This window comes from Epilithonimonas hungarica (genome assembly GCF_900102265.1).
Taxonomy (GTDB): domain Bacteria; phylum Bacteroidota; class Bacteroidia; order Flavobacteriales; family Weeksellaceae; genus Epilithonimonas; species Epilithonimonas hungarica.
The window spans coordinates 428,856-454,014 of record NZ_FNBH01000003.1; the positions used below are offsets into that span (position 1 = coordinate 428,856).

At 39.6% G+C, this 25,159-nt stretch carries 26 protein-coding genes; 6 read left to right on the plus strand and 20 right to left on the minus strand.

Translation table 11 applies throughout. The features are described 5' to 3' along the window. Window positions 1-49: 49 nt before the first annotated feature. From BLT30_RS13780 to BLT30_RS13840, 14 genes are all read right to left on the minus strand, one after another. Window positions 50-331 (minus strand): helix-turn-helix domain-containing protein, encoded by a 282-nt coding sequence (locus tag BLT30_RS13780; RefSeq protein WP_089874114.1) that lies wholly within the window; start codon window positions 329-331, stop codon window positions 50-52. A gap of 26 nt (window positions 332-357) precedes the next feature. Continuing rightward, window positions 358-711, minus strand: coding sequence for a helix-turn-helix domain-containing protein (locus BLT30_RS13785; RefSeq protein ID WP_089874115.1), 354 nt, complete (start codon window positions 709-711; stop codon window positions 358-360). 266 nt (window positions 712-977) lie between these two features. Further along, window positions 978-1,826: an RteC domain-containing protein gene (locus BLT30_RS13790; protein WP_089874116.1), complete on the minus strand. Its 849-nt coding sequence runs from the start codon at window positions 1,824-1,826 to the stop codon at window positions 978-980. 330 nt (window positions 1,827-2,156) lie between these two features. Beyond that, window positions 2,157-3,416: a cation:proton antiporter gene (locus BLT30_RS13795; RefSeq protein WP_089874117.1), complete on the minus strand. Its 1,260-nt coding sequence runs from the start codon at window positions 3,414-3,416 to the stop codon at window positions 2,157-2,159. A 72-nt stretch (window positions 3,417-3,488) separates the two neighbouring features. Next, window positions 3,489-4,010: a hypothetical protein gene (locus BLT30_RS13800; RefSeq protein ID WP_026752411.1), complete on the minus strand. Its 522-nt coding sequence runs from the start codon at window positions 4,008-4,010 to the stop codon at window positions 3,489-3,491. A 17-nt stretch (window positions 4,011-4,027) separates the two neighbouring features. Then, complete coding sequence (locus tag BLT30_RS13805; protein WP_089874118.1) at window positions 4,028-5,134, minus strand: adenylate/guanylate cyclase domain-containing protein; 1,107 nt, start codon at window positions 5,132-5,134, stop codon at window positions 4,028-4,030. Between the two features lie 95 nt (window positions 5,135-5,229). Further along, entirely contained in the window at window positions 5,230-5,721 is a 492-nt protein-coding gene (locus tag BLT30_RS13810; protein ID WP_026752410.1) for a hypothetical protein, read from the minus strand. A gap of 33 nt (window positions 5,722-5,754) precedes the next feature. Next, window positions 5,755-6,375 carry a hypothetical protein gene (locus tag BLT30_RS13815; RefSeq protein WP_139166666.1) on the minus strand — a complete coding sequence of 207 codons (621 nt, stop codon included), beginning with the start codon at window positions 6,373-6,375 and terminating at the stop codon, window positions 5,755-5,757. Between the two features lie 62 nt (window positions 6,376-6,437). Then, the gene (locus BLT30_RS13820; protein WP_317040537.1) at window positions 6,438-7,478 is read right to left on the minus strand and encodes a beta-ketoacyl-ACP synthase III; all 1,041 of its coding nucleotides are present in this window, start codon (window positions 7,476-7,478) and stop codon (window positions 6,438-6,440) included. Further along, window positions 7,432-7,671, minus strand: coding sequence for a hypothetical protein (locus BLT30_RS18100; protein WP_037369490.1), 240 nt, complete (start codon window positions 7,669-7,671; stop codon window positions 7,432-7,434). Before BLT30_RS18100 ends, BLT30_RS13820 begins: the two co-directional genes overlap by 47 nt. Window positions 7,672-7,683: 12 nt before the next feature. Next, window positions 7,684-9,030 carry a TolC family protein gene (locus BLT30_RS13825; protein WP_026752407.1) on the minus strand — a complete coding sequence of 449 codons (1,347 nt, stop codon included), beginning with the start codon at window positions 9,028-9,030 and terminating at the stop codon, window positions 7,684-7,686. Next, on the minus strand, window positions 9,027-9,806 hold the full coding sequence (locus BLT30_RS13830) for a patatin-like phospholipase family protein (RefSeq protein ID WP_037369488.1): 780 nt from the start codon (window positions 9,804-9,806) through the stop codon (window positions 9,027-9,029). The genes BLT30_RS13825 and BLT30_RS13830 overlap by 4 nt, the downstream gene beginning before the upstream one ends. Then, window positions 9,803-12,907: an efflux RND transporter permease subunit gene (locus tag BLT30_RS13835; RefSeq protein WP_089874119.1), complete on the minus strand. Its 3,105-nt coding sequence runs from the start codon at window positions 12,905-12,907 to the stop codon at window positions 9,803-9,805. Before BLT30_RS13835 ends, BLT30_RS13830 begins: the two co-directional genes overlap by 4 nt. A 9-nt stretch (window positions 12,908-12,916) precedes the next feature. Then, window positions 12,917-13,966 (minus strand): efflux RND transporter periplasmic adaptor subunit, encoded by a 1,050-nt coding sequence (locus tag BLT30_RS13840; RefSeq protein ID WP_037369485.1) that lies wholly within the window; start codon window positions 13,964-13,966, stop codon window positions 12,917-12,919. Window positions 13,967-14,102: 136 nt separating this feature from the next. On the opposite strand from BLT30_RS13840, the gene BLT30_RS13845 reads away from it, so the two are divergent. Continuing rightward, window positions 14,103-14,996, plus strand: coding sequence for a helix-turn-helix domain-containing protein (locus BLT30_RS13845; RefSeq protein WP_089874120.1), 894 nt, complete (start codon window positions 14,103-14,105; stop codon window positions 14,994-14,996). A gap of 12 nt (window positions 14,997-15,008) precedes the next feature. Here BLT30_RS13845 and BLT30_RS13850 read toward each other — a convergent pair whose 3' ends face one another. Then, window positions 15,009-15,734, minus strand: coding sequence for an MBL fold metallo-hydrolase (locus BLT30_RS13850; protein ID WP_089874121.1), 726 nt, complete (start codon window positions 15,732-15,734; stop codon window positions 15,009-15,011). Between the two features lie 835 nt (window positions 15,735-16,569). Here BLT30_RS13850 and BLT30_RS13855 point away from each other — a divergent pair. From BLT30_RS13855 to BLT30_RS13865, 3 genes are all read left to right on the plus strand, one after another. Next, entirely contained in the window at window positions 16,570-17,472 is a 903-nt protein-coding gene (locus tag BLT30_RS13855; RefSeq protein ID WP_089874122.1) for a helix-turn-helix domain-containing protein, read from the plus strand. A gap of 75 nt (window positions 17,473-17,547) precedes the next feature. Beyond that, a complete protein-coding gene (locus tag BLT30_RS13860; RefSeq protein ID WP_089874123.1) occupies window positions 17,548-18,318 on the plus strand; it encodes an SDR family NAD(P)-dependent oxidoreductase in 771 nt (256 codons plus the stop codon). Window positions 18,319-18,382: 64 nt separating this feature from the next. Continuing rightward, window positions 18,383-19,129: a glucose 1-dehydrogenase gene (locus tag BLT30_RS13865; RefSeq protein ID WP_175487196.1), complete on the plus strand. Its 747-nt coding sequence runs from the start codon at window positions 18,383-18,385 to the stop codon at window positions 19,127-19,129. A 94-nt stretch (window positions 19,130-19,223) separates the two neighbouring features. On the opposite strand, the gene BLT30_RS13870 is transcribed toward BLT30_RS13865, so the two are convergent. Then, window positions 19,224-19,646, minus strand: coding sequence for an organic hydroperoxide resistance protein (locus BLT30_RS13870; protein ID WP_089874125.1), 423 nt, complete (start codon window positions 19,644-19,646; stop codon window positions 19,224-19,226). Continuing rightward, the gene (locus BLT30_RS13875) at window positions 19,643-20,080 is read right to left on the minus strand and encodes a MarR family winged helix-turn-helix transcriptional regulator (RefSeq protein WP_089874126.1); all 438 of its coding nucleotides are present in this window, start codon (window positions 20,078-20,080) and stop codon (window positions 19,643-19,645) included. The genes BLT30_RS13870 and BLT30_RS13875 overlap by 4 nt, the downstream gene beginning before the upstream one ends. Window positions 20,081-20,330: 250 nt before the next feature. Between BLT30_RS13875 and BLT30_RS13880 the strand changes: the two genes are divergently transcribed. Next, the gene (locus tag BLT30_RS13880) at window positions 20,331-21,371 is read left to right on the plus strand and encodes an NAD(P)-dependent alcohol dehydrogenase (protein ID WP_089874127.1); all 1,041 of its coding nucleotides are present in this window, start codon (window positions 20,331-20,333) and stop codon (window positions 21,369-21,371) included. 177 nt (window positions 21,372-21,548) lie between these two features. Beyond that, window positions 21,549-22,328, plus strand: coding sequence for a helix-turn-helix domain-containing protein (locus BLT30_RS13885; protein WP_317040539.1), 780 nt, complete (start codon window positions 21,549-21,551; stop codon window positions 22,326-22,328). A gap of 43 nt (window positions 22,329-22,371) precedes the next feature. Here the strand turns inward: BLT30_RS13885 and BLT30_RS13890 are convergent, their stop codons facing one another. Genes BLT30_RS13890 through BLT30_RS13900 form a run of 3 tightly spaced genes read right to left on the minus strand, consistent with a single transcriptional unit; the run spans window position 22,372 to window position 24,791 of the window. Beyond that, complete coding sequence (locus BLT30_RS13890) at window positions 22,372-23,139, minus strand: SDR family NAD(P)-dependent oxidoreductase (protein ID WP_089874129.1); 768 nt, start codon at window positions 23,137-23,139, stop codon at window positions 22,372-22,374. A 43-nt stretch (window positions 23,140-23,182) separates the two neighbouring features. Next, a complete protein-coding gene (locus BLT30_RS13895) occupies window positions 23,183-23,977 on the minus strand; it encodes a glucose 1-dehydrogenase (RefSeq protein WP_089874130.1) in 795 nt (264 codons plus the stop codon). Window positions 23,978-24,032: 55 nt separating this feature from the next. After that, window positions 24,033-24,791 carry an SDR family NAD(P)-dependent oxidoreductase gene (locus BLT30_RS13900; RefSeq protein WP_089874131.1) on the minus strand — a complete coding sequence of 253 codons (759 nt, stop codon included), beginning with the start codon at window positions 24,789-24,791 and terminating at the stop codon, window positions 24,033-24,035. Window positions 24,792-25,159: the final 368 nt, after the last annotated feature.

A 25,159-nucleotide genomic window follows, 5' to 3' on the forward strand; every position in this document is an offset into this window, starting at 1 on the left:
GCTTTGCACTATGTGGCACTCAAAGGCAGTATTTGGCGTTCATTGGCGTTCATTTGGTAAAACTTTCTCTGATAAACTGATGTACGTCGGACAGCTTGTAATACAGTTTTCCACTTATCGTATAATAAGGCAGCTTCCCGATGGAACGGTAGCGTTGCAGGGAGCGGTTGCTGATTTTCAGCATTTGGAGCAGATCCTGGTTGTCAAGCAATTCTTCGCCGTCAATGGTATTGCGTTTCTTTTGTAAATCATCAATATGGTCGCTAAGCATATCAAAGCGGTTCATTATGCGTTCCATCCACGCCAAAAAGTCCATTCTGTCAATATTCATAGGGATATACTTTTAAGGGGTCATACCTATTTTTTGTCTGTCTTTAGCTTTCTGCCTTTTTCAATATAGCTTTTGCCTTTTTCCATAAGCTCCTGCACATACTCGTCACTGCTCTGTACGGCATTGGCATTGAGCATATCCTTAATTGCACCGATGGTATAGAAGTATTGCCCATAAATTTTGGAATAGGCTATCTCTCCTTTGGTACGCATACGCCACAAGGTCTTTTCGCTGATGTGCAGGTATTGGCATACCTCGTGGTTATTGAGCCACAGGTCATCATAGCTGGTATCTTCCAGTCTTTTCAGATAGTCAGTGATAGCACTGATACGGCTGTTTAGCTGTTTCCACGCTTCTTCTTCGATAGTTATTATTTGCATTGCATAGCTTTTTAATGTTCACTATGCAAAGTTGCTAAGGGTGGCAGAGTTTGTCCGCCAAGTCTTGCCAATTGGTTTGGTGGTTTTTTTGAAAATTTTTGCAATTCGTGTAATCCCTTATGAATTAAGGGTTTTGTGAAAGTTGGCAAAACAAAGAAGTTCAAATTTGCTGGTTATACCAATTGGCAGATATGGGCAAAGTGTGTAAAAGGCATAAAAAAAAGCAGTACACAAAAATGTACTGCTTCGAAAAAGATTAAAAAACTCTACAAAGTCTTGTCCATATATTCTTCAAGCGATAATTTGAGTTGGTCCAAGAACGTCGTGCGACTTCCTGCCCGGTCTTTCATCCGATGAAAAGCGTGATGTAAATCGTTCAATGGAATACGGAACAAGACTTGGGCGATTAAGCTAATTTTACGGATGCCCACCTTGCCGTGGGAAATAACCCCGGCAGCATATAATGCATAAATTAATTCGATGAGTGCATTTTTTGAATCCGTCCAAAAAACATCCTTTGTATTTTCTATATTGTGTAATCCAAGGTTAGTGCTATTTTCTTCGGGACTTATTTTAGTCAGTAAATAAGTGTAAAGTAGCTCATTTGCTATAATGTGTGCGATCTTGTAATCGTAATAGGTAGAAAACTTCGGGTCAATTTCAAATACAAAGCTATTCAACCCATCATGGTAATTTATTCTGCCTAATCTGAAGTAGGTATCGTCCCGGTCTGTTCTTCCCGAACGATAGTATCTGTAAAATTCTGAATTACAGATATGTTCTATATATTCCTGTTTCAGTTCGTGCAATTGATTTGAAAAGTAAGTTCGGTACATTTTTCCGTTATGTACCGGGCAAGATGTTTCTATGCGAAATACTTTGTTGTAATAAATCAGCTTACCAAGAATTTGAGGTTTTATGTTGCGAAAGAAACCGGTTTCTTCGGCCTCATCCTTAAAGCCTTCTTTTGAAATATATTCCTTGGTTAGGCTCAGAAGTTCTTGTAAGTAACATGTCATTTGATATGCCTCGTCTATCAGACGGGATGTTCGGGATGAAATATCAGCCTCCTTGCGGTGTATTTCAGAGATGATGTTATTTAGTGAAAGTTTCATAGCGACAATTTTATTAAGGAATGCTTCTTACCTGTTGGAGATGTAACAGCCCTTCAATTCTTATGCAAAATTTGGCATTGTAATCGAAAATTTAGCCCAAGTTGGTTTGAACTTGGGCAATTTTGTTATCTATTCAGTAAGCAATTTCAAACAGAAATTACGTACTTAGCCTGTTGCTTGCCTACTATTTTTTCACTCTATTTCTTTTTCGATGATATACCCCTAAATTTCATCATTTATATTCAACTTTTTGACCTTAAACAACTGTAAGGGTGATTTCCCAGTATTTATCAATATGACCAATATCAGTTTTAGCCTAAGGAAATATTTTCAAACACTTTCTTCAGGCTCTTTTCCAAGTGCCTTCTTTGCAACTCTGCCTACAGTCAGCCCCTGGACCACGATGGAAAACAGTACAACGATGTATGTAATCTCCAGCATCAAATTTTTGTATTCATTTTGAGGTATGGACATTACCAAAGCAATCGAAACACCTCCACGGATTCCTCCCCAAACCATCGTAATAACAGAACCTCTGGTATAAGTGTTTTTTCTCAGTATGGATTTGAGCGGAATTAAAATCGACAATAGTCTTGAAATTAATACAATAAAAATGGCAACAAAACCTAAGAACAGATTTTTTTGTAAATCAGGTAACAAAAGCAATTCAAAGCCTATAAAAAGAAACAAAATCGCATTCATTATTTCATCGATAAGTTCCCAAAATTTGCCTAAGTAATCTCTTGTTTCCTCATTTTTCAGATCGTTCCGGCTATAATTTCCTATCAACAATCCGGCGATAACCATTGCCAATGGGGCGGATACATGAAATTGCTTGGCAATCAAAAAACCGCCCATAACTATGGCAATCGTGATTAAAACACAAACTTTGTAATCATCAACTTTCTTCATAATCCGGGAGGACGTCAACCCCAACAGGCATCCTAAGATAATACCGCCTCCGGCTTCTTTTAGAAACAACCACGATACGTTTTCGAAAGTAGCGTGAAATTCTGTGTCTACCGCCATTTTCAAAACAACAGCAAACAGCACCACCGCTACACCATCGTTGAAGAGGGATTCTCCGGTAATTTTAGTTTCAATATGCTTCGGAACTTTTGCTTCTTTAAGAACTCCTAAAACCACAATAGGATCTGTCGGAGATATAAGAGCTCCAAAGAGCAAACAATAGATGTAAGGAACTTTCAGTCCTAAAAAAGGAGCTATATAATACAGCAACCCTGAAATTATAAATGCCGATAACACGACACTAACTGTTGCATAGGTCACGATAGCCCATTTTTGTTCTTTGAGATCTGAAACATTCACATGTAAAGCTCCCGCAAACAAGAGAAAATTAAGCATTGCCCCCATTAACATCTCATTGAAATCAAGTTGTTGGATCAATTCAAAAAAGTCTTTGGTCGTATCCGGAAAATATTGATCGCCAAATAAGCGTATGCCCATAGAAACCAACATCGCAATAATCATAATCCCTATCGTGCCGGGCAGCTTTAAAAATCTGTAATTTAAATAGGCAAACAAAGAAGCCAATACGATAAAAACAGAAATAGTATAGTATAATTCCATCGGATTTTTTTTCTAAATTTCATTAATAAACTTTGAGCGTTGTCCAATACATAGTTTCTTTCGAGATTACAATTACTCTTTTTTCTTGCTTGCTATATTTTTCTTCTCAATTGCCTTTTGCTTCCAAAGAATATATTTTCCCAGTTCCTCATCTATGCTCAGCCTTTTGATAGCTACATTAAACGGTTCCATTGCCATATTCAAGGGAATTTCCCAGTATTCATCAATGTGGGCAACGATAGCTGTCTTCCCATTTGTAATAGTTTTGGATGCCCTTTCCAGCATCTTTGATGTTTTGCTGTAACGGAGCAGGTTGCTTATCCTTTTGGCTACTGCACCGTTGGTCAAACCCCATAAAACATTTAGAGGTCCGCCTAATATCCCAATGATACCTCCGACAAATGTGTTTATAACAGATTGGGGTATCTCCTGATTTTGGGCATCTCTGATGATAATATTACCTTGTTCATTCCTATAAAGGATGTATAACTCTTCGACGGCGATATCCTTGTTTTCAGCCAACTGCTCCATTGCTTTTGATGCTTCTATAGCATGCTCTTCTGCCTCAAAGATGATTGTGATTAGTTTTTCCATCTTCCCTCTTTTTTTAGTTATAACACAGAGCGGTTGAAGTTGGTACGGATGGGTTTCACCACATAAGCCGTTTTAATATCTGGGATTCCTTTCAGTTTTAAATCAGTTAAGGCAAGAAAGGAATAGTTGTCGCTGTATTGCACATGCTTAAAAAAACTTTCGGATATGATGATTTGGTTTTGGCCGTTATCCGACAATTTCTGGATGCGCGAACACGTGTTCAATACATTTCCGTAATAGGCTATTTCTCTTTTAATATCACCGACTAGGGCAATGGTTACCTCTCCACTATTTACAGCAGCCCGAAACTTTGGCAAAACACCATACTTTTGAGTATAATAGTCCTTTTTTGACTCCAATATGCACAGGTACGAATAATAAAAATCAAGGCTGTTACTAAACCTGAATCCGTGTTTTGTTTTCCAGGTTATTACAGCTTCATCACCCACAAATTGATAAATTATTCCGTTGTATTCCATCACTGCATCGGAAAGGTCTGCAAAGCAGTCCTGCATTAAGTTACTGAATTCATAGGATCCTAAATGTTGTATCAATGGCGTGGAATCTATCATGTCAAGGAACATAAAAACCCGTTCTTCCTTACTCGGGTTTAGGTAATTACTTTTAAAAAAATCGGAGAAAAAGCCTACTCCCAGATTCCTTTTTAACAACAGAATGATAGTGATGAAACTTTCTATCAATACTGCATATACACTTATAGACATTATCAAGGAGAAATTAAAGGAGTGCAGGTTCCCATTAAAAATGAAGAAATAGTAAAAAAATGAAACAAAAACTATTAGCAGTAATATGTTCAACAATCTAATACGTAATATAAAACCGAAACTTTGTTTATTGATGGCAGGATAAACAAAAAGGTGCATAATGCCCATAGGGATACTAATCAGCCCTGACAGCAGAAATGCAATGATATAAATACGAACAGTGGACACCCAATGCTGCACTTGATAGACTTCTGTAAGACGAAATTCAGAAAGGTCATTTATTTTAATGAAAACAAATAGCAGAGCTGCTCCAATCCATAGGAACGCAATCAGTAACAATTCCTTCAAATTGTACATTTTTTTATTATAGTTCCATTTTTTTAATTGTAACCTTTTCATACCGGATGCATCTCATTTTTCATTTGAACGTTCTTTTTAGAATATGAAAAAGGCAGCGAAGCAAACAGTTGCATTGCCGCCTTTTTCTATATTATTTACTGCTTATCTTCAAAAAAAACTTTTATGGCCTTGTCAAGCCTTTCCATATCATGTTCAAACTCTTGTTTGAATGCTGCTGTCACAGCTTTTGTACTGTCACTCAGTTGCTGTGATTTTGTTTCAAATTTGGAATACCGAAGGCTGAGCTTTTCTTTCTCGGCATCCAGTTCATGCTGCAACTTTTGTTGTTTTGCCTTCAGTCTTTCTTTTTGGGACTTATCCGCTTTTTCTATTTTTAGTTTTAGTTCGTCAATCCGCTTTTGGGTTTCTACAATGGAACTATCAGATTCCGTTTTAAATTTTTCCCAATCGGCCGTAGCTCTTGTGGCAGATTCTTCCCGGGCATCATTTACGGCCTCTTTAACCTCTTTACCCGCTTCTTCGGCATGTTGTTTCGCATTGTCCAGATGTTCTCCGGAATTATTGCCACAACCGGTGGTTGCTACCATAAAACTTAAAGCAGCCACTACATAGAATGTTTTTTTCATTGTTAAAACTTTTAAAGTGTTGATTTTTGAAACTTAACCAAGTGCTTTTACTGCTTTTTTTAAATGCTCGTAAACTTGACCTATTTCCTTCTTAAAGATTTCGGTCTTAAAATCTGCTTCCTCTTTTTTGTCATTGAGCTTATCGATGATTGCCTTTGCGGATTTTTTGGCTTCCTCTATGCTATGCTTATAAGAATCGGTCAATTCTGCTTTTTTATTCTGTATGTTTTGTTCCAGTACATCTAACTGTAACTGCGCTTTCTCATAATAAGTGGTGTACAAAAGAAATAATTTCTCCGATGTAGGATTTCTTTTTATTTGTGCCTTTAGATTTTCTGCCGCTTTCAGGATATTTGCTTTACTTTCCTCAAAAACTTCTTCGGCACTTTCCTCCAGGTTTTTTTCAAATTCATCTATTGCAACGTTGGTCTCCTTAACCCAATCTTGACTGTCCTTATATTCAGATGAAAGTGTGTGTTTTAGATCCTGCAACTTTTCCCTAAACTCTGTTTTCACCTCTTTAAATTTGTCTTTTGCTTCGGCTTTACCAAGCGACAACTGTACTGCTAAAGAATCCAGCTCCTGCTGGTCTTTAAGTAGCTGATTGGCAATCTTTACCAAGATTGGGCTCTGATTTTCTTTTGAATTTCCCATTGTTTTAAAATTTAAATAATTAATATATATGAACTGATTAAAAAAATATTTCCTTGTTGAACTCACATTCCCCATTTTAAAAGTGTTGCGCCCCAGGTAAAGCCCGCTCCGAATGCCGTAAGAAGCAACAAATCTCCTTTTTGGAATTTATCCTTATAATCCCACAGACATAAAGGGATAGTGGCCGCCGTTGTATTTCCATAATACTGTACATTGCTTATTACACGGCCTGCGTCTATTCCCAATTCTTTCCCGACCGCTTCAATTATCCGCATGTTAGCCTGATGGGGAATAAGCCAGTCAACATTATCGATGCTAAGTGCATTCTTGTCCAGCAATGCTTTAGAAACGGCTGTCATCTTTTCAATGGCGTTTCTGAATACGGCACGACCATCCTGCCGGATAAAATGTTTTCTGCTGCCCAATGTTTCCATTGATGCAGGATAAAGAGAACCGCCTCCTTCAATAAGCAACATTTCCGCTCCATCTCCGTTTCCGCACAGCAGACTGTCCTGTATGCCTGTTTCATCATCAGAAAGTTGCAACAGCACTGCACCCGCTCCATCTCCAAAGAGGATATTGGTTCTCCTGTCCTGCAAATCGGTCACACTGCTCATCTTGTCGGCTCCTGCTACAATCACATTCCGGTATTTTCTACTCTCAATGAGCGATGCGCCCAAAGAAATGGCGTACAAAAATCCTGTACAGGCTGAATTAATATCAAACCCGAAAACATTTTTCAGTCCCAGCTTGCGGCAGACAATATTTGCCGTGGACGGCATAGGCATATCGGGTGTGCAGGTAGCCACGATAAGGCAGTCTATTTCCTGCAACGACATATCCGTATTTTTCATCAAATCTTCTATTGCCGGAACAATCATATCCGAAGTAGCCAACTCGTCCGCAAGTATTCTTCTCTCTTTTATCCCGGTACGTTTAATAATCCACTCATTACTGGTATCTGTTATGTTAGCCAGGTAGTTATTCGTTCTGCGGTTCGTTGGCACAAAACCACCTGTTGCCGTAATTTTAGCTTTTAAATCCATTCTTATTATACTATAAATCCACTTCGCCCCAATCGGATAGCTGTGCGTGCTGGACACGGTAATATTCTAAAACTCTCATGATTTCTCGAACGGAAAGCAAAGTGTTTGATATTTTAATAATATTAGTGCTTTCGATAAATTCACACGTTGATCTTGGGCTTATTTCCAGCAGGTCTTCACTAAACCAAAACTCATCCAGCTTTTCCTTGAATGTAACCCTGAACCAATAGGTATGTTGATTGACTGGCATTTCCTTAATGTTTCATCGTCCTGTTACCAGCAGGTAATTGGTTATTGCTGTTTTGTACTGGCTTTTCGCTTCGATGAGCTTATCTTCGGTTTCAGCTTTCAAAGCCCGTGCTTCCAACAAATCCGAAAGCTGGATTAAGCCGTTATTGTAACTGTCCTGGTTTACTTTCAGGTTTTCAATGGTCTGTGCCAAGGTTTCTTCAATCAGGTGCACTTTCTTATCGGCTTCTGTCAGGTCTGTCCACGCTTTTTCCATTTGCAGGTTAAGCAGTCCTTTGTTATCGTTCAACGTATTTTGCGCGATTTTTTCTTTATACTTCAGCTCATTTAGTTTGTGTTTTCCGCCCCACCAATCAGAGATGGGAACAGACAAAGAAGCATACACCATTCCGTTAAAAGCGCCTTTCTGGTTACTTTCAAACTGGTCAAGGTAATAGCCAGACAAGCCTACGCCGAAAGTGGGCAGATAATCACCTTTTTTCAATTGTGTTTCCAGCTTTGCACCCGTTACCGCTTTTTCCAAAAGCTGGTATTCAACACGGTTGGGCAATACCGCGCTATTGGACACGAAATAGGTTTGGGGAACGGAAAGGTCATTGAGATTATCATCCAAGATGATTTCGGGGTCATATTCCATTCCTATGGTCTGGCATAACTGCATCAGGGATAATTTTTTTCCGTTTTCCAACTGGGTTTTATTGACCTTCAATTCGCTTTGCTTAATGGTCACTTTCAATACATCATTCTTGATGATGACACCATTTTTGTACGCCGTATTGGTCTGGTTATAGAGCGTGTCCAGAAATTTGATATAGTTATCGAGCGTCTTCTGCTTTTCCTGAATAGCGATGACCTGCCAGTATTGTTGCTCTGTTTTAAGCAACACCTCGTTCTCGGACAATTTTTGCAGCTTTTGCTTTACTTCAATATTCAGGTCGGTCATCTTATTGCCTGTCTTGATTTTCCCACCTGCATACACAGGCTGTAAAACATTGATATAGCCTAATGCCATCTGGTTGAACAAACCAATATTTACATCGGGCATATAGGCAAATTGTGTAGCGTTGCCCAGGTTGGCAGGGTTTCCATCGTAAACAGGCAGATTGCCACCCTGCATTTTCATTTCCAGCAGCGGGTCGATTGCCTGCATTCCCATTGCCGTGGCACTCACTTTAGGAAAATAGTTGGTATAGGCCTCTTTCTTTATTTCCTGAGCGGCACCTACCTCTAGTTCGCTGTTTTTCACTTTGCTGTTGTTCTGCAAAGCCAGCGATTTGCTTTGTTCGAGTGTGAGGTGTGTTTGGGCGTATCCGCTAAGCGAAAAACCCAATGCAAATATTGCTATGATTACCTTTTTCATTCTTGCTTAATTTCTTTAAGTGTTAAAAATTCTTTTTCGAATTTCTGAGCGTGAGCGTATCCTAATTGATATAATTCATCAATCTTTCTTATGTCAAACGTACTGTAGCCGTTTAATTCATCGGGTTGTATATACACATCACAATCTGCTTTTCCATCTACCGTGATACCGGATGTGGCCATGCGGATAATCCTGCTCACCACCCCCGTATAACTGAATTTTCCCTGATGTTTGTTAAGCGGATTGACATTGATGCCGATGGTTTTATTACAGGAAGCCCTTATTTGCTCCACAGGGAAATTATTCAGCAAACCACCATCGCACAGATAAGTATCTTCACCATACAGAACCGGCTGAAATACCAATGGGAAGCAGCAGGAAGCCTTGACGGCAAAAGACAAGCTACCATGGTTGAAAATCAGGGATTGCGCATTCGTAAGGTCGGTAACTGATACATAAAGTGGTATTTTTAAGCCTTCAAAACTATCGTGTGGAATATGGGTGCGAATAATCTTTTCAAAACTGTCCGTACTTAATCCTCCACCTTTTAATACGCTCTTATAGTTGAAAAAATGTTCCTTTTTGGCAAATTGGAAAATTTCTTCCGGCGAATATCCGGCTGCTATAAACGCTCCGACCAGTGCCCCGGCACTTGCGCCGGAAACGGCATCAGGTTCTATACCCAGCTCCAGCATATACTGTAGTATGCCCAAATGAGCTATGCCCCTGAAACCGCCACCGGAAAGTGTAACGCCTATTTTATTGTTCACAATCATATCGTTGCATTTTTAGGGCCTTCATTTTTATACGCCAGCCAATAAATGAGCGGGAGCATGGTAAGAATAAAAACCATGGATATCAGCGTTCCGAAAAAGATGACGGTTCCCATTGGTGCCCACAGTGGACTTTTGCTGATAATCATTGGAATAACCCCCATTGATGCTGCCAGACAAGTCAGTAAAATAGGACGCATCCTGCGTTTCCCTGCATCTATACAGGCTTCCAAAACAGGCATATTGTGTTTGTGCCTTAATTCTTCGATATAATCGTACATAATAATACCGTTCCGCACGATGATACCGATCAGGCTTACCAAGCCCAACACCGCCGTAACACTGAAATCCAATCCCATGACCCATATACCGAAAGCCGCCCCGAAAATACTGAACGCGGTAGAGGCAAATACCAGCGAAGCCAGGCTTACTTTTTTGAAGTGGAATACCAGAATGAAAAAGATAATAGCAATGGACATTATTAAAGCCGATACTATTTTAGGGATGGTTTCATCGTTAAAATCTTTTACGCCACCATAGGTCACCGTGATATTTTTATCTTTGATTTCGTCCTGCATACCATTTACCAGATTTTCGATTTTGGTCTGCATGGCACCTACTTTTTCGCCACGTTTCAAATCAATGTAAACCGATAGGGTACGTACACCATTACGGCGAACAATCTGCCCTTCGTTCCACTCGGTAGTTACCTTGGCAACCTGCCTTAACGGTACGGCAGGAGAGAACAATCCGGAAATGTATTCGTTTTCCACGTCTCCCGCCACGGCATCTTTGTGTTCCCATTTCGATTTGAGCACCACAGGTATCTGGTAATCGTTTTCCCAAAGGGTGGTAATGGGCAATCCGCCGAAACGTGAAGCCAAGCCTACACCCAGAATGCCTTCGCTTATGCCCAAACGGTTAGATTCTACAGGATTCAATGCAACGAGGATATCGGGCAAAACTTCTTCGTAGTTGGTATAGATCCGTATCGGCTCGTCCATTTTCCCGGCTGCTGATTGAATCTTTCCGGCAACTTCCTTCAGGTCGGCTATGTTGTCGCCGCTTAGTCGCACTTCCACATCGGCATCCACGCCAATCTGGTAATCCAATTGCTTGAACTTTACAAAGGCATTGGGATAATAATGGGCATATTTGGTAGCATATTCATCCAGGATTTCCTCTGTTGCTTCGCTTGACTCGGTATTGACGATGAATTGTGCGAAGTTTGAGCCACCGATTTTAGGGGCATAAGTTGTCTGGAAACGTGGGGACCCACTACCCATAAACGCGGTAATGGATTTTACCCGCTTGTCTTTGCCAAGTACCTGGTTCATGTCGTTTGCTACCTTTTCGGTTTGCTCCAATGAACTTGCCTGAGGCAGATAGATTTCCACCGCAAATTGGTTGCGCTCGGCAACAGGCATAAGTTTCAGTGGCAGGTTGATAAACATGGCAACGCCACCGATAACTGACAATACACCTATGAGAAATGATGTTTTGGGGAATTGAAATACTTTCTCCAGTAATTTATCATACACAAACTGTACATAGTCGAGGAACGATTTGTTCTTTTTGACCTTGGTCTGCTCCGAATGCAATCCTTTGGTAACAATCAAATATTGCAGGTAGGGTACGAAGAGTACTGCAACGGCAAGGGATACCCCCAGGGTAATAAGTATCGTCCATGGGAACGCCAGGACGAAATCATACATCTGCCCCGTAAGGGTGAACAGAAAAGGGAAGAACGTAATCCCGATAGCCAGCGTTGCCGACAATATCGCTTTAAAATATTCCTGTGCACTCTCTATGGCAGCATCCCATCTCGGGATTCCCTCATCCAGCTTTTCCAGGTAACTATCGACAATCACAATAGAATTGTCCACGATCATACCTAAGACTACTACTAATGCCGCCAGCGTAACGGTATTCAGCTCTATTCCGAAAGCATACATCAATGCCAATGATATAAAAATCGAAACAGGAATGGTGGAAGCAGCAACACCTGCCACACGGATAGGCAACAAGAACATGACCACCAATACCACTGCGGCAATGGCTATAGCCAGTTCTTTTAAAAAGGTGTTGATAGAGGCGTCTACTACTTCCGGCTGGTCGGCAATCCGGAACACCTTGACGTCATCCGGTAATGTTTTCTCAAACGCTTTCATCACCACTTCCACATCTTTACCATATTGCACGATGTTATAGCCCTCTCGCATTTCGGTGGAAAGGATCAGGCATTTTTTGCCATTGCTGATCGTATAGCTTGATGCTTCAGGGTATTCACGCACTACCTGTGCCACATCTTTGAGGCGGATATGATTTCCCTGCGGATCGGAATAAACAATTTGTTCTTCCAGATCACGCTCGGAAGAAAAAGGCCGTGTAATATGGATTGGAACCACCATCTCGTCATTATCTATATTCCCAGATGGCCCAACCATTCCTTTGGTCAGCAGTGTTTGATATAAACTATAAATGTTGATACCGTAACTCGCTACCTTTTCCTTGTCCACATAAATGCTCAACTGTTCGTTCTGCACACCATATCGTCGCAGGTTAGAAACCGATTCCACCGTGCGGAGCTTGTTTTCCAACGCTTCCACATAATCTTTAAGCTGGCGATAGGTTTTGGTATCCGATTCGAGTGCGATTAATAATGCTGAAGTGTCACCGAAATCGTCATTGGCAATGAGTGCCAAAACACCGGACGGCAACTGCATCTTAAAGGTGGACAATCCGTGCTTGATTTTCGACCAGACCTCATCTTTGTTCTGTACATCATCATTCAACTCCACGAACACATACACAATGCCGTCACGCGATTGCGAGTAGGTTTTGGATTTCTTTACTTCTTTGTAGGTAAAGAGAAATTTTTCAAGCGGCTTGGTCAACTGTTCTTCCACTTCTGCCGACGTAGCACCCGGATATACCCCTACCACCACGCCCTGGCGGATGGTGAAAATCGGGAACTCCTGTTTGGGCATTTTGTACAGTGCAAAAAAACCGCAAAGTACAAACGTGCTGATGAGTAACAGTACGATTTTGTTATACTTCATAGCCATGGCTATGAGTCCTGTATGTTCTTTTTTATGTTCCATTTTTCGGGATTATTTTTTTACAGTTACCAATGTTCCGTTACTGATGTTCTGATAACCTGTGGTAATCAGCTGGTCGCCATCTTGCAGACCACTTGTGATCCGTACCCCGTTTTCGGAAAGATTACCGAGCGTTACTTCTTTGTATACCGCTTTATTTTGCTTGTCTTTGAGCCATACGAAGCGTTTGCCAGAATAGTCTACTTGCACGGCTTTTATCGGAACGATAATGCTGGCACTTTCCGAATACCTGTTATTTCCCAAATAGGTCCTGCATACCATACCGGGCATAATTTTCCCTGTGGTATTGTTGATTTTTATCTTAATGTCGTAGGTATGTGAAACCGGATTGGCGGCAACGCCTTTTTCAATGACCTGCCCTTCAAATGTTTCATCATTAAGTGCAGAGATTTTAACCTCGCATTTACTTCCTGTAAGGATACCTGATATTTCGCCTTCGGGGATAGCCGTTTTTACTTTTACGCTACTGATGTCCATAATGTTGAACACAGGTGTTCCGGGCATTACATTGGCTCCCGGTTCAAGGTAGCGCGTACCGATAACACCGGATTGAGGAGCATATAGATTACCGTCCTGCAGATTTTTACGGGCAATGGCTTCGTTTGCTTTTGCCTGTTCCACCTGAGTTTTTATCTCGATAAACTTAATCTCAGGCAGGCTCTTGCTTTCATACATTGCCGACATTCTTTTGTAGGCATCTTCTGCCTGTTTGAGCGTTGCCAATGTCAGTTCGTGTGCGTTCTTCAGCGAAATGGTATTTAACCTTCCCAATAATTGTCCTTTGGAAACTTTTTGTCCTTCAGTCACATATAGTTGTTCTATAGTCCCCACTACAAGAAAGCTGACATCGACTGCATTCTCGCTTTCCACAGTGCCAATGTATTCCTGTGGGTATGCATTGTTATCTGATTTAATCTGTTGCACATTTACCGGAACTGCTTTGGTTTCGGCTTTCTCTTCCTTGGAAGAGCAGGAAAAAAGGATGAACACACAGGATAAGACGCCGATGTGTTTTGCCAGGGGAAACGCTGTTTTATACATATCTCTTTGCTGTTTTAATTTTAAACTGTTGCAAAGTTCTGAACAAAAAGCACCTCTGATTAAATCAATTTTTCCTTAATGATGTTCAAAAGGTCGGTTTTTGTATATTTGTAGCTTGTATTTATCAGAAATAAAGATGAAAAAAGAAGATTACGGTAAAATCTCCATAGAACACTTTGCCCGGCAACTTCACGTAAATGTGATAGCAGAAACAAAAGATTTTATTGTCTCCAAAAGCCCCAATGATTTGCGGGAGCATGCATTTGATCTGGACCACCCACATATACTGGATGGAATTGCCTTTGTGTTTTGTGTAAAGGGAAATGCCAAGGTGAGGATAAACCTTACGGAACATCACGTGTGTCAAAATACCGTGCTTATTGCTGTGCCAAATAGCATTGTTCAGATACTGGAACAGAGCGATGACCTGAAAGTGGAGTTTCTGTTTTTTACGTTCGATTTTATTTCCAACATCAGGCTGTCCACCCAATTAGGGTATATAGTTAAGGCAGTAGAGGAGCAAGCCTGCCTGCATCTGAACGATGATTCATTCGGGAATTTGCTGGATGTGCACAAGCTTATTGTAAAACAGTATCAAAAACAGCATGTCGCGTACAGAGAAGAAGTAATCAAGAATTTGCTGTATGCACTTATCTACCAGATATTGCAATTGTACGCCAGCAGTATGGATAGTACCACTAAAGCGCAAAATAGGAATGAAGATATTCATATGCGGTTTATGGCCTTGCTTTTTGAAAATTACAGAACTGAGCGCAGTGTGCGGTTCTATGCCGATAAGTTGTTCCTGACACCAAAACATTTTGCAAAGGTTATCAAAGAAACAAGTGGAAAGCCAGTACTGGAGTGGATAGATGAAATGGTTATTATGGCAGCCAAGGCATTGCTCAAAAGTTCAGATATGACAGTGGGTCAAATAGCCTTTGAACTGGAATTTGCCAACGCTTCTTTCTTCGGCTCCTATTTCAGGAAAAGGGTTGGTATGACACCGCTACAGTACAGAGAGAAATAGGTTTTAGAGAGATCATCTGTCTTTTTTTACTTTAAAAACAGGAATTTCTTTATCATGATAAAATAGGATTGTCCATTTATTATCCTGAGCTTCTATTTTCCATCTTTTCCTTAATAGCGAAGCTTTTTTCCCGTCATAATCCTCTCTAAATATTATATTCCTATCCAAGTAAGATTTTTGAGGTAAATCATCACCACCATAAAAGACAATGATTTCATCATCTTTGATCCAGAATACCTGATGATAAGGCGTATGACCACCGGAAACCTGATAAAAAATATTTTCATCAATTTTTCCTTTATCACTATAGAGGAACACAACATTTGGAGATGCCAACAATTGATTTAGTAAAGTATAATCATATTTGTTATCATCCTTGTTTTCCAATGCATAATCCAGTTCTTTGCGTTGAATGAAAATTTTAGCACTAGGAAAATTGAAATTAAAAACCTCATTTTTCCAGAATCCTATTCCTCCTATATGGTCCTTGTGTAAATGCGAAATCAATATTTTAGTAATTTGATTTGGTTTTATATTTTCACGAAGCCGTAATAACTCAGCGGTAGTATTATTAATTTTACCTATTCCAGTGTCCATTAATATATAATCATTGTCAAGAATAATCACAAAAAACTGAATGGCAAACTTTTCCCTACCATTATTTGAGTCATCCTTTAGAGGTAGAATCTGCTCGTTATTCACGATAAAATCACCTTCTTTTACTATAATAATTTTCATATCTTAATTTATATGATAATATATGTTATTATATATTAAAGTTGCTAAAATTTAATATAACATTAAATGGTACTTGGTTGGGAACAATATAATTTTATACATCTTAATGCAAGAAAGATTTCAACCGAGAAAAGGTATTATCTTTTAATTGCATACAGGTTTGTTTATCATTACGCTGAAGATAATTTACTCTATTATAAGCGATTACAAGTGCTTACCATGTTGATAGGAATGATTACTTCACTGGATTCTTTTTCAAGAATTTTCTAATGAGACTGAAGCTTATCTTCAAAAAAAGATGGCATTCATTAGCCTTGGAATTTCCAAAGCTTAAGGATTGTCAACAGTTCTCAAAATCGCAAAATGGTTGATCATTTTCAATTGATAATCATCTTGGAAAACTGAAACATTTATTTCTTGACCAGTAATCTTCTCATAAAAATTCTACTGTGCTTTCAAAATTATTAATAAGTATGGATCCCACGACCGTTTTTAATTTTTCATATTCTATTTGTCTAACTTTGTGACAAATGCATATTATTGTTTCGGTTTAGTCAATAAATTTTCTTTTACTATATAACAAATTTATAAAATAAATACCTACCAATCAGAAGAATACAAAAAAAATTAGGCTGATAATCTAGTTTAAATTTGGAGTACAGGTTTTTGCAATCCGTTTATGAATTCTATTTGAGATTCATTCAGTTTTTACAAAATTCCGGCTTATCTCTGAGCAGATGATAGCTAAAGGCTTGTAGCCATAGTAGAGTTTCAGAATGATTGATCTAACAATTTGGAATGATGTGTAAATATTTATTTTTTTATATTTAAAACTATGAACAATTATTCCATTAAAAACATTATCACATACAGACAGTTGGATTGGAATATTTCGGAGGATTTTTTGTATCTCACAGATATTCCTGAAATTTTCGAACCATTTACTATGAAACCTGATTATTTTTCATACGGATTAATAAAATCAGGCAGTATGCTGATAGAAATTGATAGTAATAAATTTCATATAGACTCACGTTCTCTGCTTGTCTACCGTCCTGATCAGACATTGAAAATACTGGATCTTGCTCCCGGGACCAAGGGGGCATTTGTACTTTTTACAAGAAAATTTATTGATTATCTTTTCGAAAGTTTCTTTTCGATCGCTCCACACTCTTTTCTCAAAAGTCAGTTCGGATCACATATTGTCCTGTCAAAAGCTGACCATAATAAGATGGTCTCCCTTTTTGGCAAAACCATTGATTTTTTAGATGCTTCTGCGACTAAAACTGATCGATGGACGTATTCTGCCAAGAGTATTCTTTTGGCACTGATTAATGAAACCGATTTCGTTTTAGAGAAATATAAACCCAATATGTATGAATTAAGCCATCGTGAAGCCGAGCTTTCCAATCAGTTCAAAAAATTGGTAGGATTAAATTACATAAGTGAGAGAAATATCGATTTTTATGCGGGGAAATTAAATATAAGTCGCAACTACCTTCATAAGCTAATAAGAAACCAGTGCAACCAAACGCCTGTTGAAATCATTAATAGTGCTGTGTTGTCCGAAAGTAAATCACTGTTGTCCTATTCAGAGCATACGATAAGTGAGATTGCAGAAGCAATGGGATTTGAAAGCATTCAATCTTTTAGTAAATACTTTAAAAGACATACTGCCATATCGCCTTCTCTGTTCAGAAAAAAGATATTACCTACTCAAAAATCAACAAAGGGGTAATTAATTTCAATATTTGGGTAAGTAAAAACGAGGTTGTTTGGCGTAACTTTATCTTTGATATAATATATAGAAAATATGGGACGTTTAACAGGAAAAACAATTATTGTTACAGGAGGTGCCCAAGGGATTGGATCCTCTATTGTTAAAGCTTACGCAGCAGAAGGAGCACATGTCATCTCACTTGATATTAACGATGAATTGGGACAAAAAGTAGCCGAGGAATCCGATGGGAACGTAAAATACTTTCGTTGTGATATTTCAAAAAGAACTGAGGTAGAAGAAGTGTTTCAAAAATCCCTTGAAGCGTCTGGCAATAAATTGGACGTATTGGTCAACGTTGCTGGAATTCAAAAACATTCGGCACCAGAGGATGTGGAAGAAAGTTTGTTTGAGCTCCTGTATCGCATCAATGTATTAGGTACCATTAATACAAATGGCGTTGCCTACCATCTTATGAAACCACATGGTAAAGGTACCATCGTAAACTTCGGATCAGAAGCCGGGTTTACCGGCGAGATAAACAATGCATTATATGGGTCAACAAAAGGTGCTGTACACACTTGGACGCGTACCGTTGCAAAGCAGTGGGGACCTGATGGTATTCGTGTAAATGCAGTATTACCCTATATGATTACTCCTATGTACCAGAAATTCCGAGACGCATTATCTCCCGAAGATTTGGTGGCACACGATCATGAAACAAAATTGTCCATACCGCTGGGAGGAAAGTTCGGAGATCCCGAAAAAGACCTTGCTCCTGTAATGGTATTTTTGGCTAGTGACGAATCCCATTTTATTACAGGTCAATTATTTCCGGTAGATGGAGGATTAGTGTCGGTGCGGTAAACTATAGCAATATATTCTTGTCATTATAAGAACAGAAAAAGTAATTATTTAAATAAAATTTATTATGGGACGTTTAACAGGAAAAATAGCCATCATAACAGGAGCTTCACAAGGAATGGGAGAATCGCACGCAAGAACATTTGTTGCCGAAGGCGCAAAGGTAGTGCTCACGGATCTGAATGAAGAAAGAGGGAAAGCAATTGCCGAGGAACTGGGTGAAAATGCCCTTTTTGTAAAACAGGATGTGACTAACGTTGAAGACTGGAAAAAAGTGGTTGCAGAGGCCGAAGCCAAATTCGGATATGTCAATGTATTGGTGAACAACGCAGGTATATTGGGGCCAATTAAAACCATTGCCGAAATCTCAGAAGCTGAATATCTTAAAGTTATCGAAATCAACCAAAACTCGGTATTTTATGGTATGAAATACACGATACCTTCCATGCAGAAGGCGGGTATTGGTTCTATTGTCAACATTTCCTCTGTAGCAGGAATTGTAGCTATTCCAGGGTATCCGAGTTTAGCGTACATGGGCAGTAAATTCGCAGTGAGAGGGCTTACTAAAGCTGCCGCGGTAGAATATGGCAAAGAAAACATCCGTGCCAATTCAGTACATCCCGGTTATATCAAAACACCAATGATGGTTGAAGCAACAGACGAAGATGGAAGTGGAGCAGCAGATGCTATCCCGTTGGCAAGAATGGCCGATGCAAAAGAAGTAAGTGATTTGGTTATCTTTTTAGCTTCTGACGAATCCTCTTTTCTTACCGGTACAGAACAGGTTATTGATGGCGGTATGAGCATCCAGTGATAGCATCTTTCTAAAAGAACCGGGACATACGGAATAAGGAAAACAGGCAGGGTATAACTACCCTGCCTGTTTTGTGAAATTGCCTTAACGCGAATTAATTGTTTGTTACACTTAGCTTCACTTCGATATTGCCACGTGTTGCATTGGAATAAGGACAAACCTGGTGTGCTTTTTCCACCAATTGCTGTGCCTCTTCAATGCTTACTCCCGGAATATTAACCGCCAACTCCACGGCAAGTCCGAAGCCCCCGTTTTCTATTTGTCCGATACTTACTTGTGCAGTAACTGATGTTTCGCCTGTGGCGGCTTTCGCCTGTTTGATAACCAGGTTCAGCGCACTGTCAAAGCAGGCTGCATATCCTCCGGCGAACAATTGTTCAGGGTTGGTAAAGTCGTCGTTTGCGCCTCCTAATCCTTTAGGCATTCTTACTTGTAAGTCCAGCACGCCATTATCTGATTTTACGTGTCCGTTTCTGCCTCCTGTTGCCGTTGCTACGGCTGTGTACATTGCTTTCATTTTGAATGATTATTTATTTGATTTAAAATTTTATGAGAAATATTTTTTAGGGCTTCCGCTTCTTTCATAGAAATGCCTAATTGTTCAAACATCTTCACAGGAATACACGCTGCTTTTTTTTTGAGTTTGATCCCGCTTGAAGTCAAAGCAATCTCCACAATCCGTTCATCTATTGCACTTCTTTTCCTTCTGACCAGTTCTTTTTGCTCCAAGCGTTTTAGCAACGGGGTTAACGTTCCACTGTCCAGCAGCAACTTTTCGCCGATTTGATTGACCGTTTGCTTTCCGCTTTCCCACAATACCATTAAAGCTAAATATTGAGGATAGGTAATGTCCAAATCGTCTAATAGTGGCTTATATACTTGTGTAATCTGCCTTGAAACTGCATAAAGCGGAAAACATAGTTGCTGTTCTAATTTTAAAGAGTCCTCCATTTTATTTCTGTTATTTGGAACAAAGGTAAATATTTTTATCAATTAAATTGCACACAACTTAATTGATAAAAATTAAAATACAAATAAATGAGTGATAAGTAACTCAAAAACATATTTTAATTAACTGATAGCCAAAGATTAAATCGCGTAAATGTTTTTATTCAAACAAATTTTGGATACGATAATCCGAGATTTGGATAGACACATTCGTTGCTGTTTTGTCTACTTTTGTCTTATAAATATTAAGAATATGATAAAATCACGGGGTTATGCGGCACAAGATGTCAATAAGAAATTAGCACCTTGGGACTTTGAAAGACGTTCCCTTGGTGAGAAAGATGTTCAAATTCAGATTTGGTATTGTGGGGTTTGCCACTCGGATCTGCACCAAGTTAGAAATGACTGGGCACCGGGTGTTTTTCCGATGGTGCCAGGACACGAAATTGTGGGGAAAGTAGTGGGTGTTGGCGATGAAGTTAGCCGATTTAAAGCCGGTGATCTGGCGGGTGTGGGCACCATTGTAGACGCATGCGGACATTGTGAAGATTGTGAAAACGGGCATGAACAAACCTGCCACGAAGGAGCGGTGCAGACTTATAATAGTAAAGGAAGAGATGGTTTAGTGACCTATGGAGGTTACTCCGATACGATTGTAGTAAAAGAAGAATTTGTGTTACACATTTCTGAAAAGTTAAATCTTGCAGGGGCAGCACCTCTTTTGTGTGCAGGTGTTACTACCTGGTCACCCTTGCGCAAATGGCATGTGGGTAAAGGACACAAGCTGGCGGTCGTTGGTCTTGGAGGATTGGGTCACATGGCCGTAAAATTTGGCGTCGCATTGGGAGCGGAGGTAACAGTATTAAGTACGTCGCCCAACAAAGAAGTGGCGGCAAAAGAACTTGGAGCGCATCATTTTATCGTTTCAAAAGACAAAGAGCAAATGCAGTCTGTATTTCGCAGTTTCGATTTTATTTTGGATACCGTTGCCAACGATCATGATATTAATCCCTACATTCCCGCACTACGTACCAACGGTGTGTACATTAACGTGGGGCTACCCGTAACCCCTTGGCAGATTTCCTCTTTCGCTTTGGCCTGGGGCGACAAAGCAATTACCGGATCGGGTGTAGGTGGATTAAAAGAAACACAGGATATGCTGGATTTTTGTGCTGAAAATAACATCACCGCAGATATTGAATTAATAGCCATTCAGGACATAAATAAAGCTTTTGAAAGAATGGAAAAGGGAGATGTCCGGTATCGGTTTGTGATTGATATTGCAACATTATAATCTGCTGTTTTTAGGTTAAATTTGTAAAGAATGAAAAAAGAAAACACCCCGCATATTGTCCGTTCCATTTCTGAATTGCATAATTTTTTCGGGCTTAGAGAACCTCGCCACCCGATGATTAGCATATTCCATTTTGAGGATATTTCAAACCATGCACTTGAAAATTTGGAAAATTTTGTGCTTGAATTTTACTGGATCGCCGTGAAACAAAATTGTCCGGGAAAAGTAAAGTACGGTCAAGGCTTTTATGATTTTGATGAAGGTGTGATGTCTTTTGTATCTCCAAAGCAATTGCTCTCCTATATCCGGTCGGATGATGCTATGCCGGAAGGCCTTTGCCTGTGTTTTCATCCCGATTTTTTATTGGGCTATAACCTTTCCGGCACAATAAAGGAATATGGTTTTTTTGCTTACGAAATCAACGAGGCTTTGCATCTTTCTAAACAGGAGGAAGATCTGGTGGTAGGTATTTTGCATCAGATGCAGACTGAATTCAATACCAATATCGATCAGTTCAGCCAGGATGTCATAATGGCTCAGTTGGAATTGTTGTTACAGTACAGCAAACGGTTTTACAACCGCCAATTTCTCACCAGGAAACCTGCCAACAGCGAATTGCAAACCCGTTTGGAAGCAATCCTAAATGATTACTTCCGGGATACAAACAAATTGTCAAAAGGATTGCCCACTGTACAATATGTAGCGCAGCAATTACATGTATCGTCCAATTACCTAAGTGATATGCTGCGAGGAACCACGGGACAAACGACACAGCAATTCATACAAGATAAGCTCATTGAAAAGGCCAAAGAATTACTTTCCATAACCTCATTGAGCATAAATGAGATAGCCTATCAATTAGGATTTGAATACGCACCTTCATTTTATAAGTTGTTTAAAAACAAGACCCGGCAAACACCCTTGGAATACAGAAACACCCTGCTCAATCCTAATTAAGCAGGGTGTTTCTGTATTCCTTTCTATAAAAAAGCACTAATAGTTATCTTAAAGTAGAAAACATACCGCCATCTATCGGCACTATGGCACCATAAATGTATTTAGAATCATCAGATGCTAAAAACAATGACAAATCAGCTACTTCTTTTGGTTCTCCGTATCTTCCAGCAGGAATTTTCTTTAGAGTATCCATAATAGGCGAATTAGGATCATCCATGATAACCCCTTTTACCATTGGTGTATTGATTAATCCGGGAACAATTGCATTGGCACGTATTCCGTTTAAACCCCACTCTGCGTTCAATTGTTTGGTAAAACCAACCACGGCATGTTTTGAAGATGTATAAGCAATACCACCACCACCACCGATTACAGCAGCACCAGAAGCAATATTTACAATAACTCCATATTTATTTTCAATCATGTGAGGTAACACTCTTTGGTTAACTTTGTATAGTCCAGTAATATTAATTTCTAAAATTTTATTCCAAAAAGCCTCGTCTGTATCTAATAAATTCCGAAATTGGTCGTACATACCAGCTGTGTTACATAATATAGAAATTTTTCCAAATGCAGACAATGTATGTGCTATCAGATTATCTATATCTACATTATTGGTAATGTCCATTTTAAAACCTATTGCATCGCCTCCATTGTCTTTAATTTCTTTAACGACTTCTTGCACTTTTTCTTCGTTCAAATCTCCAAGAGCTACTTTTGCTCCCTCCTTTGCAAAAAGAAGGGCTTGTTGTTTACCTATTCCTGATGCAGCACCTGTGATAATTGCTGCTTTGTTTTTTAATCTGTTCATGCTTTCTATTCTTTATTAATTAAATTTTTTGTTTCGTATTTACTTACAAGGCGCTTGGGCTTGTACTTGGATCATAAGATTGTGCATTGGAAACTGCACCACCATCAATTGGAAGTGTAATTCCTGTAATGAAGCTTGATTTTTCTGAAGACAAGAATAGTACCGCATCAGCTACTTCATCCGACTTTCCAAAGCGATGCATCGGTTGAGGGGCCATATACATTTCCTGCTCTTCTTTTGGCAAAGCCGATACCATTGGCGTTTCTATTGAACCGGGTGCGATGGCATTGATTCTTATACCGAGATTAGCATATTCCCCAGCCGCTGTTTTTGTCAATCCTACTACGGCGTGTTTGGCCGCTACATAGGGACTTGCCAAAGGTGATCCTACCAATCCGGCTTCAGAAGCGGTATTGACGATAGTTCCACCACCGTTTTTAAGCATGTATTTAATAGCATGTTTCATGCACAGCCATACGCCGATTAAGTCTACATTTAGTATCTGCTGAAAATCCTTGAGTTCTACGTCCGCCGTAAATCCCGTTTTAATAATGCCGGCATTATTGTGCGTAAAATTTAGACTCCCAAAATTATCTACGGTGAATTGGACCAATGCTTTTACACTTTCCTCATCAGATACATCTGTAGGGAAGAATAATGCTTCCCCGCCAAAATCTGTAATCAACCGAACGGTTTCTTCCGATTTTTCCCTCATAGACTCCAAGTCGCTCACAACGACTTTAGCGCCTTCTTTAGCAAATGCAATAGCTGTAGCCCTTCCTATCCCGCCTGCAGCTCCCGTTACGAAGCCTGCTTTGTTTTCAAATAATTTATTCATATTTATAACCTAAAATTTAACGTAGTCTCAATGTTTTACTTACCATCTATTTTTTTTACACTTGATCTGTTGGCCTTATAACGATTTCGTTGATAGCTACACGTCTTGGATTGGTAACTATGTAGGCAACAGCCTCTGCAACGTCTGCCGCATGCAAGCGTTCAACTTCACCGAACATAGTCTTAAAACCTTCCCATTGTCCCTCTTTCTGCTCAAAAAGTTCCGTGTCAGTTGCGCCAGGCTCAACGACTGAAAAACGCACGGACTGTTTGGTGAACTCCTGTCTCCACGCTTCGGAGGCTGCCGTTACGCCAAACTTAGTAGCGTTGTAAATAGCAACCTGTGAAGTAGCAAAACGACCTCCAACGGATGAAATATTTACCACGTCCGCAACCTCACGCGGACTTGTTGCAACCGCTTCGATAAGGTGTGGCAAGGCTTCTTTGGTGATGTACATCAGCCCTTTTAGATTGATGTCCACCATCTGTTCCCACTCTGCCAATGGTGATGTCAGGGAGGGGCCGTTTAGCATGACGCCCGCCGCATTTATAAGTGTGTCCAGTCGTCCAAATTGGGCAAGGGTTTTAGCAATTGCTTCGGAAGCTGCTTCTGCCGACGTAAGGTCTGCTTCGATTAGGAGTGCCTCGCTGCCGATTGTTTCAATTTGTTGTTTCAATTCTTTAAGCCGTTCAATTCTTCGTGCTACCAGCACCACTTTTGCACCTGCCGAAGCAAGACGGATTGCCGTTGCTTTTCCAATTCCACTGGAAGCACCTGTAACAAGTGCAACCGTATTGTCTAATCTTTCTGCCATTTTATTTTTTTTAATCCCCTATAAATGATTTTTCAAAAATCTGTTACTAATCTCTGTCCTGTATTTTGATGATAATTTTCCCATAAATCTTTTTTGGAACAAACACAGCAATACAACTTTTCCATATTTACATCATAGTCCAAGATGCCGGTTCCGGGCATTTGGATTTTTCACAACTTATTTTTTGGGGTTCTGTCATAGTAATAATTCTCCACTATACAAAATTCCGTAAAGGGATAGAACTGGAACTATCCAAATCTCAGAAATAAGTATCCAAAAAAATGATTTTGTAATACATGGTCATTCATCTGCAAGACCAGAATGCCGTTTTGAATAACAAAGTATATAGTGAAGCCTATTTTATCTTT

Bases quoted from the DNA above. Each gene is read 5' to 3' on its own strand.
- BLT30_RS18100 (WP_037369490.1), bottom strand. From the start codon at position 7,671: ATGCCAGTCAATCAACATACCTATTGGTTCAGGGTTACATTCAAGGAA.
- BLT30_RS13865 (WP_175487196.1), top strand. From the start codon at position 18,383: ATGGGACGTTTAACAGGAAAAATAGCCATCATAACAGGAGCTTCACAA.
- BLT30_RS13890 (WP_089874129.1), bottom strand. From the start codon at position 23,139: ATGAACAGATTAAAAAACAAAGCAGCAATTATCACAGGTGCTGCATCA.
- BLT30_RS13815 (WP_139166666.1), bottom strand. From the start codon at position 6,375: ATGGGAAATTCAAAAGAAAATCAGAGCCCAATCTTGGTAAAGATTGCC.
- BLT30_RS13810 (WP_026752410.1), bottom strand. From the start codon at position 5,721: ATGAAAAAAACATTCTATGTAGTGGCTGCTTTAAGTTTTATGGTAGCA.
- BLT30_RS13880 (WP_089874127.1), top strand. From the start codon at position 20,331: ATGATAAAATCACGGGGTTATGCGGCACAAGATGTCAATAAGAAATTA.
- BLT30_RS13805 (WP_089874118.1), bottom strand. From the start codon at position 5,134: ATGAAAAGGTTACAATTAAAAAAATGGAACTATAATAAAAAAATGTAC.
- BLT30_RS13900 (WP_089874131.1), bottom strand. From the start codon at position 24,791: ATGGCAGAAAGATTAGACAATACGGTTGCACTTGTTACAGGTGCTTCC.
- BLT30_RS13845 (WP_089874120.1), top strand. From the start codon at position 14,103: ATGAAAAAAGAAGATTACGGTAAAATCTCCATAGAACACTTTGCCCGG.
- BLT30_RS13840 (WP_037369485.1), bottom strand. From the start codon at position 13,966: ATGTATAAAACAGCGTTTCCCCTGGCAAAACACATCGGCGTCTTATCC.
- BLT30_RS13855 (WP_089874122.1), top strand. From the start codon at position 16,570: ATGAACAATTATTCCATTAAAAACATTATCACATACAGACAGTTGGAT.
- BLT30_RS13790 (WP_089874116.1), bottom strand. From the start codon at position 1,826: ATGAAACTTTCACTAAATAACATCATCTCTGAAATACACCGCAAGGAG.
- BLT30_RS13835 (WP_089874119.1), bottom strand. From the start codon at position 12,907: ATGGAACATAAAAAAGAACATACAGGACTCATAGCCATGGCTATGAAG.
- BLT30_RS13870 (WP_089874125.1), bottom strand. From the start codon at position 19,646: ATGAAAGCAATGTACACAGCCGTAGCAACGGCAACAGGAGGCAGAAAC.
- BLT30_RS13875 (WP_089874126.1), bottom strand. From the start codon at position 20,080: ATGGAGGACTCTTTAAAATTAGAACAGCAACTATGTTTTCCGCTTTAT.
- BLT30_RS13825 (WP_026752407.1), bottom strand. From the start codon at position 9,030: ATGAAAAAGGTAATCATAGCAATATTTGCATTGGGTTTTTCGCTTAGC.
- BLT30_RS13830 (WP_037369488.1), bottom strand. From the start codon at position 9,806: ATGATTGTGAACAATAAAATAGGCGTTACACTTTCCGGTGGCGGTTTC.
- BLT30_RS13800 (WP_026752411.1), bottom strand. From the start codon at position 4,010: ATGGAAAAACTAATCACAATCATCTTTGAGGCAGAAGAGCATGCTATA.
- BLT30_RS13795 (WP_089874117.1), bottom strand. From the start codon at position 3,416: ATGGAATTATACTATACTATTTCTGTTTTTATCGTATTGGCTTCTTTG.
- BLT30_RS13780 (WP_089874114.1), bottom strand. From the start codon at position 331: ATGAATATTGACAGAATGGACTTTTTGGCGTGGATGGAACGCATAATG.
- BLT30_RS13860 (WP_089874123.1), top strand. From the start codon at position 17,548: ATGGGACGTTTAACAGGAAAAACAATTATTGTTACAGGAGGTGCCCAA.
- BLT30_RS13785 (WP_089874115.1), bottom strand. From the start codon at position 711: ATGCAAATAATAACTATCGAAGAAGAAGCGTGGAAACAGCTAAACAGC.
- BLT30_RS13850 (WP_089874121.1), bottom strand. From the start codon at position 15,734: ATGAAAATTATTATAGTAAAAGAAGGTGATTTTATCGTGAATAACGAG.
- BLT30_RS13895 (WP_089874130.1), bottom strand. From the start codon at position 23,977: ATGAATAAATTATTTGAAAACAAAGCAGGCTTCGTAACGGGAGCTGCA.